Annotated in this window: 8 protein-coding genes; 7 read left to right on the forward strand and 1 reads right to left on the reverse strand. The window is 46.7% G+C overall.

Annotated features, from left to right (window positions below; translation table 11 throughout):
• The 7 genes from ACWA6V_RS13095 to ACWA6V_RS13125 all read left to right on the forward strand — a co-directional run.
• Nucleotides 1-260, forward strand: a 260-nt coding sequence (locus tag ACWA6V_RS13095; protein WP_449522907.1) for an acyl-CoA thioesterase, incomplete at its 5' end; no start/stop codon positions are given.
• A gap of 283 nt (nucleotides 261-543) precedes the next feature.
• Nucleotides 544-1,104, forward strand: coding sequence for a cytochrome b (locus tag ACWA6V_RS13100; RefSeq protein ID WP_449522908.1), 561 nt, complete (start codon nucleotides 544-546; stop codon nucleotides 1,102-1,104).
• Nucleotides 1,105-1,166: 62 nt separating this feature from the next.
• Nucleotides 1,167-1,760, forward strand: a complete 594-nt coding sequence (locus tag ACWA6V_RS13105; RefSeq protein ID WP_310074706.1) for a YceI family protein — start codon at nucleotides 1,167-1,169, stop codon at nucleotides 1,758-1,760.
• A 453-nt stretch (nucleotides 1,761-2,213) separates the two neighbouring features.
• On the forward strand, nucleotides 2,214-3,455 hold the full coding sequence (locus ACWA6V_RS13110; protein ID WP_449522909.1) for a carboxylate--amine ligase: 1,242 nt from the start codon (nucleotides 2,214-2,216) through the stop codon (nucleotides 3,453-3,455).
• Between the two features lie 44 nt (nucleotides 3,456-3,499).
• Complete coding sequence (locus ACWA6V_RS13115; RefSeq protein WP_449522910.1) at nucleotides 3,500-4,318, forward strand: class I SAM-dependent methyltransferase; 819 nt, start codon at nucleotides 3,500-3,502, stop codon at nucleotides 4,316-4,318.
• Entirely contained in the window at nucleotides 4,315-5,415 is a 1,101-nt protein-coding gene (locus tag ACWA6V_RS13120; RefSeq protein ID WP_449522911.1) for a PrpF domain-containing protein, read from the forward strand. Before ACWA6V_RS13115 ends, ACWA6V_RS13120 begins: the two co-directional genes overlap by 4 nt.
• Before the next feature lie 45 nt (nucleotides 5,416-5,460).
• Nucleotides 5,461-6,486: a GNAT family N-acetyltransferase gene (locus ACWA6V_RS13125; protein ID WP_449522912.1), complete on the forward strand. Its 1,026-nt coding sequence runs from the start codon at nucleotides 5,461-5,463 to the stop codon at nucleotides 6,484-6,486.
• 94 nt (nucleotides 6,487-6,580) lie between these two features.
• Here ACWA6V_RS13125 and ACWA6V_RS13130 read toward each other — a convergent pair.
• A partial coding sequence (locus ACWA6V_RS13130; RefSeq protein ID WP_449522913.1) for a pectate lyase family protein occupies nucleotides 6,581-8,233 on the reverse strand: 1,653 nt, incomplete at its 5' end.

Below are 8,233 nucleotides of genomic sequence, written 5' to 3' on the forward strand. Positions count from 1 at the left end.
TCTCGCAAGGTAGAGTGACTACAGTGGCGGTCAGCAGTATGGTGTTTATGCGGCGGGAGCCCGTGGGCGGGATTATCAGTTGTTACACGAGCACGTTACGTATCGGCAACACGTCCATTCGTGTGAAAGTGGAAGTCTGGATCAAGGATTTTCTCACCCATCAAATTAGTCAGGTCACCCAAGGTGAATATGTCTATGTCGCTATCGATGAGCAGGGGCGCAAGCGGCCAGTGTTGAAAAATGCACCAAATCCTGCGTAAAAAGCGGGCGATAAATGACTGAAATACTGATCATAAGCAACGAAAAATTCGATTGGTTTTCGGTCCCTCCTCGCGCGCCAGCGCAAAATGATTTTATAAGCTACTGAAAAACAATAACTTATCCAGTTAAACCTTTCTTTACTTGAACGCATCTATAATTCCAGCAGCAGCGCGCTAGACTCTAGCGATACTGTAATTTATACGCATTACTGTTATCTTCTGTTCACATTATTTTCGCCACATTGTTTGATGCATTTCTATCAATAAGAACCAGAGGCAAGGCATGTTAAAGGATTCCCGCAACGGTTACGGTTTGCTTTCTATTGCGATCCATTGGGTCAGCGCTGTGTTGATACTTTTTTTATTTGGCCTCGGTATCTACATGGTGGATTTAAGCTATTACGATGACTGGTATCACAAAGGCCCGGAATTACATATCAGTTTGGGCTTGGTAGTGTTGCTGTTGATGTTGGTGCGCGTGGTCTGGCGCATTATTAATCCAACACCGGAAGAGCTTTCTGCCAAGCGTGCGCAAAATCTCGCCGCAAAACTCGTCAAGCTCGGCCTCTACGCATTTATATTTATTGTATTAGTCAGCGGTTATTTAATTACCACCGCTGAAGGCCAGCCCGCGAGTATGTTTGGTCTCATTAAATTTCCTGTATTCACTGAATTAAGTTCACAAAACGTCGATCTAGCTGGTGCGATACACGAATATTTGGCGTGGGGTATTGTCCTATTGGTTGTGCTTCATGTTGCCGGTGCATTGTTGCATCACTTTGTTATTCGCGACCGCACTTTAGTGCGCATGCTGAAACCGGTAAAAAAATCTGATTTACAGTAATAAATGTTTCAACAACGGTTTTAATTTTTAGTCACACTGATTATTCCCAAAGGAGTTTATTTATGTTTAAACAAACCGCTTTAAAAAAATCGTTTCTGGCGTTAGCTGTTAGCAGCATTGGTGTAATGAGTTTACCGGCGCTCGCCGACACCTATGTGATCGACACCAAAGGCGCACATGCCTCGATCAATTTTGCAATCAAACACTTGGGCTACAGCGTACTGACCGGCCGTTTTGATACATTCTCGGGCGAATTCACTTACGATCCAGCCAAGCCGGAAGCGAGCACCGTGAATGTCTCTATCGATACCGGCAGCGTTAACTCCAATCACGCTGAACGCGACAAGCATTTGCGCAGCGCGGATTTTTTGAACGTAGAAAAATTCCCGAAAGCCACTTTCGTCAGCAAAAAAATTGTGTTGGATGATAAAGATGAATTTGACATTGTTGGTGATCTGACTCTCAACGGCGTGACCAAAAGCATCACCATCGAAGTAGAAAAAGTCGGTGAAGGTAAAGACCCATGGGGCGGCTACCGCGCTGGCTTCTCGGGTGAAACCACTATCACCCTGAAAGATTTTAACGTGAAAATGGATTTAGGCCCAGCATCGCAAACCGTGCAATTGGAATTGGAAGTAGAAGGTATCAAGAAGTAATTTTCCTTTGGTACATAAAAAGCCCGGCACTTTCGCCGGGCTTTTTCGTTTTAGAGCGTAACCGCAATTTCCTCCGTCGCCCGCTCCTGAATCCTGCAGAGCTTTGAGCTGTCAAAACGAAATAAAATGCATAACCGTATCAGCTGCAAATTCCAATTAGGTATGTGCGATATGCAGCCAAGAATGACATTTTTTCTATACCAACAAAAGTTACCCACATACAGGTGAATATTTCCTTTAGATTTGTTGTTCAACGCGACAGAATGTTTGCGACATACTAAGCTACTGGGATCTCAACTTGTTCAAAAACTTGCCACGTTAAAAAATAATTTCGAGCTTATAAATAAAAAAGAAATTTAATTTTTTCTGCTTAGTTCATTTGGTTACATAATAACCTAGGCCAGAAAAATCCTGGCAAAAGATAGTAAACATTTAGATGAAAAAGGAATTGTCATGAGCATGCCTCTGGCTATTGTGTTTAACCACATAGGTGATTCACAGGGTGGCGGGTTGCAGATAAATCTCTCAACCCTTGCAGTAGTGCGCTCGTTAGGACGAAGAGGCATAAAAATAATTCTTGTTACAACGAATAAGCGCGATGGCATTATCGGCTCGCGCTATGTTGCGGGTGTGGAGTTTTGTCCTTACATCCATGAACCTGTGGAGCTTATGCATGGTTTTTTTAATGCTCTGGCGGAGCGTTATCCCGGCACCAAAGTATTAATTCCCAGTGTTGATGAGTGCGCTTGGTATGTAGGTAAGTATTATCGGCAGTTAGCAAAAAATTTTCTGATTCCCGCACCAGATACTTATGCCATCGGCAAAATCAATAACAAACGTTTTCAATATGAAACCGCACAATCATTGGGAATTCCGATTCCGGAAACCTATTTCCCTCAGGATTTAGCCGAAGTAGAAACCCTGGCGCACTCCATTGGCAATTATCCTTACGTGATAAAACCCAATGTGTCCTTTGAATGGAAATTACAGTCGGCAAAATCGGGCGCGCGTGGAAAAAAAGGTATCAGGGTGGATTCCGCACAGGAACTATTAAACGTTGCGCGCGCTATATTTTTACCGGGCACCGAATTTATGATTCAGGAAATTATTGGTGGGCGCGATCATCGGTTGGTGACTTTTTTAGGATTTTTTTCTGCCGACCATCAACTTGTTTCCTGGTTTATCCGCAAAAAAATTCGCCAGTGCCCGATCGATTTTGGCTACTGCACAATGACCGAGTCCTGTCACAACCCCATCGTATTGGATCAATTCAGGCGTCTGTTGTCGGCGATTAACTTTTACGGCGTTGCCGGCGTTGAATGGAAACTCGATCCTGCTACTGAAACTTATAAGTTAATTGAAATTAATGGCCGGCCGGTCAACACCACGGGCTGCGCCATAGCCGCCGGAGTTGATTTGCCAGCGATGGCGTATTTTTACGCGATTGGCCAGCCGCTACCACCTGTGACCGACTGGCAAGATGGCGAACGCTGGGCCTGGCTGGCGATGGATTTTTGGGCCGCGCGCGAACTGGCTGGTATGGGTCAAAGCTCGCTGCGAATCTGGCTTAAAGAAGCGCTATCCATTAAGGCTGATGCGGTTTTTGCGCGCGATGATTTTTTATTGTCGCTGCGTTATTACACCCATTTTATCGCCACACTCATTACAGCGAAATTTAAAAAATTGATGAAATAAAACATTACACAACTGCGGAGTAGCAATGGCTAACGGGTGGTTATATGCAATGGAAAGAGCAGGCACAGAACCGTTTTTCAGATAGCAAAGATGCGCATAAATGGTCGGCGATTTACACAGGCTCACAACCTAATGTGGAAGCGCTCAGCTTTCGTGCGCGCCGCGATTTTTCGGTGGGCTATATTCAGGCGCAAACACCTGTGGGTGCCTGTGTGCTTGATCTCGGCTGTGGCGCAGGACCTGTATTGGTTAAGTTGGATGCACAACAATATCGCCTGATCGGGATGGATTATTCCACCGATATGCTGCAGCTGGCGCGCGCTAACCTTGGGGCACAGGCGCAACAAGTGTCATTGATCCAGGGCGAGTGCGAGCAAATTCCCCTACCGAATGAATCAGTTGATATGGTGGTTTGTCTGGGTGTTATCAGCTATGCCGAGTCGATTGAAAAGGCATTGCACGAAATCAACCGCATTTTAAAACCCAATGGCCAAGCCATAGTTACCTATCGCAATTTTTACAACGATGTATTCATGGACCCGGTATTGCTGGCAAAAACCCTTGCCGGCTCTATGTTTGGCCGCCGCCCGACATCGCCCAAGACTATTGGCCGCGCCATTCCGCGTGCGGAAGTCATCGCCCAGATTGCCAAAACCCCCTTGCACATTATTGATGAAACCCAAATTGGATTTGGCACTTTGCGGTTCAATAAAAAAATCATTTCCGATGGAAAATTGGCAGCGCGCTGCAATCGATTCATTCACTGGTTCTTAAGTACATTGAAGTTAAAAAAAATTTATAGAGCCATGGCGGATATTCACATCATCGTACTCAAGAAAACGCCACAAGGAGAATTGGCATGACTTACTATCATCCTGTTTCATGTGCAGTTGTTCGTGGCGGAACAACGAAAGGTTTATTCATTAACACTCAGGAATTGCCCAGTGATAAAACTCAGCGCGACGCTATTATCCTTGCGTTGATGGGCAGCCCCGATCTACGCCAGATCAATGGATTGGGTGGCGGCGACCCACTTACCAGCAAAGTAGCGCTGATAAAACAGAGTGATTTTCCCGATGTGGACGTTGAATATTTATCGGGCGAAGTGGGTATCGATGAAGGTGTAATTAATTACTCCACCATGTGCGGTAATCTCGCCTCAGGCGTAGGTATATTTGCACTGGCGACTGGTTTGATTGGCGCCCAATATCCGCACACAAAAATTCGTATTCGCAATATGAATACGGGAAAAAAATTGGAAGCGCTGATTCCAATGTGCCCCGATTTGACACCGCTGATAAAAGATTGCAGGGAAATTGATGGCGTTCGGGGCGCGGGCAGTGAAATACAATTAACCTTTATCGAGCCCGGTGGTTCAATTACCGGAGAAATTCTGCCGAGCGGTAAAACGGTGGATACACTCACGATCAACAATAAAGATTACCGCTGCTCTATTGTAGATTGCGGTACGCTCTATGCTTTTTTTCCCGCCGACCAATTTAATTTAACGGGTGACGAGCAGCCGGAACTGTTGGATTTAAATGAACCCTTTAAAGACCTTATTGAGCAAATGCGCGAATCAGTAGCGGGATTAATATCGCAACATTTGGATCGCCCAATTCTCGCCAAACAAATCAAGATAGCTATTTACGCCGACTTTACTCGCATGGTGGATGACCACAAAGAACTGACCGCGCGCGTGATCAATCGCTATAAAACACACAAAGCTTTTCCCGTAACCGGTGCTATATGTATCAGCACCGCCTGCGTTATTCCGGGCACGCTGCTGAATACCTGCAATATCAGTAAAGGAGTTGAATATAACGTATTAATCAAACATTCCGAGGGCGTTATTTCTACTAACAGTTTAAGTGAAATTATTGATGGCAAGGTCAATATTAAATACACCTCGGTAAATCGCTCCGCGCGAATCATTATGACCGGAGTGGCTTATGCGTAGCATTGAATTTTATTTTGCAAATAAGAGCATTGTAGGCATCAGAAAATGAACGATTATTTCCCACAACATCACCGCCCTGGATTATTCCGCACCTCCGCTTGGTTGAGTGCCTGGCTCACGGCGTGGGGAACACACCCGCGCTTGAAATGTCTGGGCGACATCAATACCCAGCCATTAGCGTCAGGCCTATGCAGTTTTACCGATTATAAATTCCGCTTCCTGCCTTTGAGGACTCTTATTCCAGTCGGTGTTGCAACGGGTGTTGCCCCTAGCATTCGCGGAGAATATTTTTGTTTTGAAGATCCGCAACAATTAAAATCGCTGTTGGCGGAGTCACTGAGCCATTATTGGCATCAATTTTATATTCCCGATTTAATGTTCGATTCAGCCGAGTTTGAAATAATTAAGGATTTTTGTGCGCAGCAACATTTTGCGCTGCTGATTAGGGATAAAACCACTTCATATGGGGTGGATGTGCGTAATGATACTTTTACACATTATTTGAAAAATCTTGGCAGTAGTACTCGGCTTAAGTTATTCAACCGACGCACCAAACTAATGGAGTTGGGTGATCTGCACGTTACCAATATCTGGCCGGATACCGAAAAATTTATTGGCTTAATAAATCAGTTTCACTGGGAGCGATGGAATGAGCCCTGTTTTCTTCCGCGAAATACCACATTGATTATCAATGCTTTAAACAATCTTGCGGCAGCAGGGCATGGCGTGGATTTGTCGGTGCTGTGGCTCGATGACAAACCACTGTCGGTGATGCTCGATATCAATGTGAATGGCAGGGTTTATAATTTGCAATCTGGTTATATTGAAAATTTTATGCACGGAGTTTCGCTCGGCACCTTGCATTTTGGGTTTCAAATCGAGGCTGCCTTTAATTCCCCTGCGGTAGACTATTACGATTTTATGGCGGGTAAAGGCAAACACTGTAATTACAAAGAGGCCATCGCTAATGCGCAATTGGATTTTGTCAGTGTATATATCGTAAAACCGGCACTGCTTCAATTTGCCTATCACGTCAATGATTATTTGAAGGGTTACCGACAACCCAATTAATAACCTGGGCTTTTCTTTTTTTTCGCGAGTAAGCAGCGCAGCTATTTAGCTGCGCTGCTCTATAGTTCATGCGCTCGCAGGCATGATGAATAAATTAGCGCTTGTAAGAGCACTTGTTAGGCGCACCGCCTGGATCAGAACCGAAAGCAGCAACGGTACAGGCAATCGAGCCTGGTACAGATACGCGTTTGGTTACCCACTTACCTTTGCGACCAAAGGCAACCCAGCCATCACCCGATGACACTGTGCAAGTCTCACCCGAATCAGCGCACTTGGAGAAGCCACTTGGATAGTCGCCGGTACCACCCAGAGCTGGCGCGCCAGTAGAGGAGCTGGAACGGCTGGACGCCACTGAGCTGGATGCAGCGCTGCTGGTACCGCCAATTTTTGCAGAGGCGGCATTGGAGTTGGTGACAACACCGGAAGTGGTGTTTTTGATCCAGTAGTAATACTGCTGGCCAGATGCAGCGGTTGCATCTGTGTACATGCGCGCAGAGGATGACAATGACGCAATACGCACACGGCCAGCCGGCTCCGCATCGATATCGCGATAAACTTCTTGTGTCCCCAGGGTCAGGTTATTTGAAGTCCAGCTCAGCACAATGCTGTTGCCGGTTGCGGTCGCGCCTAACGAAATTGAACCGGTAGCAGCAACCGAGCTTGAGGATCTGCTCGATGAAGCCACTGACGGTACTGAACTCGATTTGGGAACCGAAGAGCGCGCTGAACTTGATGCTGGAACGGACGAAGGTGCTACCGATGAGCTGGTATTGCCGCAGGCCGATGCCGTCAATTGCGCATTGTTTTTACCGACGCCCGCATAGTTAGCAAGTTTGTCTTTCACACACTGGGGTGTAACGGGCGAGTAGCTGTAGGGAATGCTAATCGGGAAAGGTGCAGTGGTAGTCCAGTTGGTCGCGTCGATGGTGCCGCCGCTGCTCCAGGTGATGTTGTAAGTCGCAAAATCTGCTGGGGACTTGATGTTGTTGTTGCGCAAATCCCAGAAGCCGCAGTTGCTGCTGTCGTAGCGGCAAGTCACCGGGTTTTTCGCGTTCTGGAACCAGTTGCTTTCGATCAGCGCATAACCCGCCTGGCGCACATTGATTCCGGAATCGGTAATGCCGTCATACAAGTTGTTGTACATATGCGTCCAGCCACCGCGTTGCAATGGCAAACGCGCGCTGACGTTGCGATAGATATTGTGGTGGAAAGTAATCTCGCGGCCACCGGCGATATCGCTGCTGCTGGAGCCATCAAGGCCGACTTTTTTGCTGTCGCGGATGACGTTGTAAGACACAGTGATGTTGTGCGAATCCTTCTTGATGTCGATCGCACTTTCAAAGGTCAGGTCGCCATCCGGTGAGCCTTTGCATTCATTGTTCACCGCAAACAACTCATTGTGATCCACATGCACATTGGTGCCGCTATCGATACGAATCATGTCGGCATCATTGCTGGCACCGGCAAGCGCACCGATTTTCATATTGCGCACGACAACGTTGCTCGACTTGTTCACCACCACACCGAAGTTAGCAGATGAGCCATTGGCGCCGATGATAGTAATACCTTTGGTGAACTCTTTAATTTCCACGTAGCGGTAAGCCTCGCTCCAACGTGGCTTGGGGCAGTTGCCGGATGCATCGACCGTGTGGTCTTTGATCATTTGGTTGATCAACGCATCTTCATTACCGGTGTAGGTGATGATCAACGGATAGGCGCCGCCGGTCACTTTGTTGCCGTTGGCGTC

Source organism: Cellvibrio sp., assembly GCF_053579595.1.

Bases quoted from the DNA above. Each gene is read 5' to 3' on its own strand.
- ACWA6V_RS13100 (WP_449522908.1), top strand. From the start codon at position 544: ATGTTAAAGGATTCCCGCAACGGTTACGGTTTGCTTTCTATTGCGATC.
- ACWA6V_RS13105 (WP_310074706.1), top strand. From the start codon at position 1,167: ATGTTTAAACAAACCGCTTTAAAAAAATCGTTTCTGGCGTTAGCTGTT.
- ACWA6V_RS13110 (WP_449522909.1), top strand. From the start codon at position 2,214: ATGAGCATGCCTCTGGCTATTGTGTTTAACCACATAGGTGATTCACAG.
- ACWA6V_RS13115 (WP_449522910.1), top strand. From the start codon at position 3,500: ATGCAATGGAAAGAGCAGGCACAGAACCGTTTTTCAGATAGCAAAGAT.
- ACWA6V_RS13120 (WP_449522911.1), top strand. From the start codon at position 4,315: ATGACTTACTATCATCCTGTTTCATGTGCAGTTGTTCGTGGCGGAACA.
- ACWA6V_RS13125 (WP_449522912.1), top strand. From the start codon at position 5,461: ATGAACGATTATTTCCCACAACATCACCGCCCTGGATTATTCCGCACC.